The sequence below is a fragment of the Paenibacillus anaericanus genome, from assembly GCF_003994475.1.
Lineage (GTDB): Bacteria > Bacillota > Bacilli > Paenibacillales > Paenibacillaceae > Fontibacillus > Fontibacillus anaericanus.
This window is the reverse complement of sequence record NZ_RZNY01000077.1, coordinates 1-2,064: the sequence shown is the minus strand read 5'-3', so window position 1 is coordinate 2,064 and position 2,064 is coordinate 1. Positions and strand designations below refer to the sequence as shown.

The window sequence follows — 2,064 nt, the reverse complement described above, 5'->3', positions numbered from 1 at the left end:
CTCCAGATTGTCCACTTGCTCCGCTCCGTACCCGCTCTTCTCCGATACATTCATCCACTCGCCATGCCATGAACCAAGTTTCTCTCGTAGTTCACTGAGTAACTTGTCTTGCGTCAGCACGATCGTTGCCCCGCTATCTTGCAGCATGTATCCCATACGCTCCGCCGGGAAGTCCGGCGCAATTGGCAGGTAAGCGCCGCCTGCTTTGAGCACAGCAAGTAGCGAGACCATCATCTCCGCCGAGCGCTCCATTACAATCGCTACGATTACATCCGGCCTAACACCATTTTGTCGAAGTCGCCGCGCCAGCTGATTCGCCCGCTCGTTCAGTTCTTTGAAGGTCAACGTGCTGGAATCCATCCGCCAAGCGACCTTCTCCGGTTGCTGGCATGTCTGTTCCTCGAACAGTCCATGCAACGTTGCCTCGCGGCGATATTCCGCAGCTGTGTCGTTGAATCCGCGAAGCAATTGCCCCTTCTCCTCCGAACTCATCATCTCCAGCTTCTCCATCGGCCGTTCTGGGTACGTCGCTACTTCTTCCGCGAGCCGGACAAACCACTTGGCGAACCGCTCGATTGTCCCAACACAGAACAGTCTCGTACAATACTCAAATTTGCATCTGTACGCATTCACATCATTATCTATCGAAATCTCCAGCAACAAATCAAACTTCGCAACACCGGTTGGTAGATCTATAGGATGGAAAGAACCCTCTTCGATCCGATTATCTGCACTTTGCATATTTTGCATGACAAACATGACATCGAATAGCGGATTTCGGCTTAAATCCCGAGCCGTTCCTAGTTCATCAACCAATTCTTCAAAAGGATAGTCGCTATTGTCAAAGGCACCTATGGTTGTCGATTTGACGTTCTCCACAAATGACTTGAACGTTTGACTGCTATCCATGCGATTTCGGATCACCAGTGTGTTTATGAACATGCCAATCATAGATTCCAATGATGCTCGAGGTCGACCTGCGACCGGAGTTCCGATCGTAATATCGCTTTGTCCGGAGCTGCGTGCCAAGAAGAGATGAAAGATAGCAAGCAGAACCATATAAGGTGTAGCTCCGGTTTGAGCCGCGAGGCTATTCAGCCTTGCAGTCAGCTCCGAAGGCATTGCAAATATAAAATGGTCACCATCGTAGCTCTTCAGAGACGGTCTTGTGTAATCGGTGGGCAGATCTAGTGCGGTCCGTTCCCCCGACATGACATCTATCCAATAGCGACGCTGCTTATTCAGTCCGCGCTGGTATGCCTCTCCAAGCTGCCACAACGCGAAATCCTTGTATTGCAGTCTCTGCTCGGGCAACTGATTTCCTTCATATAAAGTAATTAGTTCATTCTGCAATACAACCATTGACAAACCATCGCCCGCAATATGATGCATGTCAAACAGTATATATTGCTTATCATGCGTCTCTTGGACTAATACCGCCCTAAGCAAAGGAGGTTGCTCCAGATCGAATGGACGGATAAACCTCCGGTTCAACTCCTCAAGCGAGAAATTTTCGAGATCGATGGTTCGCAGTTCGAAGTCAACTTCTCCTTGTACGATCTGAACCGGAGTTCCTTCTTTGAGTCGATAAGCGGTTCTAAGAGATTCATGACGTGCAATCAGTTTCTTGAAAGCCTGTTCTAGTCGTCTCGTATCAATGAAACCTCTGATCTCCAGCGCTGCCGACAGGTTATATGCTCGGCTCTGCGCTTCTATTCTGTTCAGGATAAACAGACGATTCTGCGCTGGGGTGAGTGGATATTCCTCCTTGGCCTCAAGCGGCTCAATATCTGCGTACACTTCTAAAGATTCAAGCTTCTCCAATTGGCTAGCCAGACCTGTTATGGTCGGAAACTGGAACAAATCGCGAAGAGGTAAGTTTAGATTGAAAGCTCTATGAATCCTCATAGTTAATTGCATCGCTGTAAGCGAGTTGCCCCCAACATCAAAAAAGTTATCATTCACGCTGACTTTCTGCACCCCAAGCACTTCCTGCCAGATCGCCGCCAACTTCTCCTCGGTTTCTCCAGTCGGAGCCGCGTATGCCTCTACTTCTATCTGCGG

At 49.2% G+C, this 2,064-nt stretch carries 1 protein-coding gene; it reads right to left on the bottom strand.

Annotation, left to right across the window (positions count from 1 at the left end; all coding sequences use genetic code 11):
• A partial coding sequence (locus EJP82_RS27745) for a non-ribosomal peptide synthetase (protein ID WP_281278254.1) occupies positions 1-2,010 on the bottom strand: 2,010 nt, incomplete at its 3' end.
• Positions 2,011-2,064 lie beyond the last annotated feature (54 nt).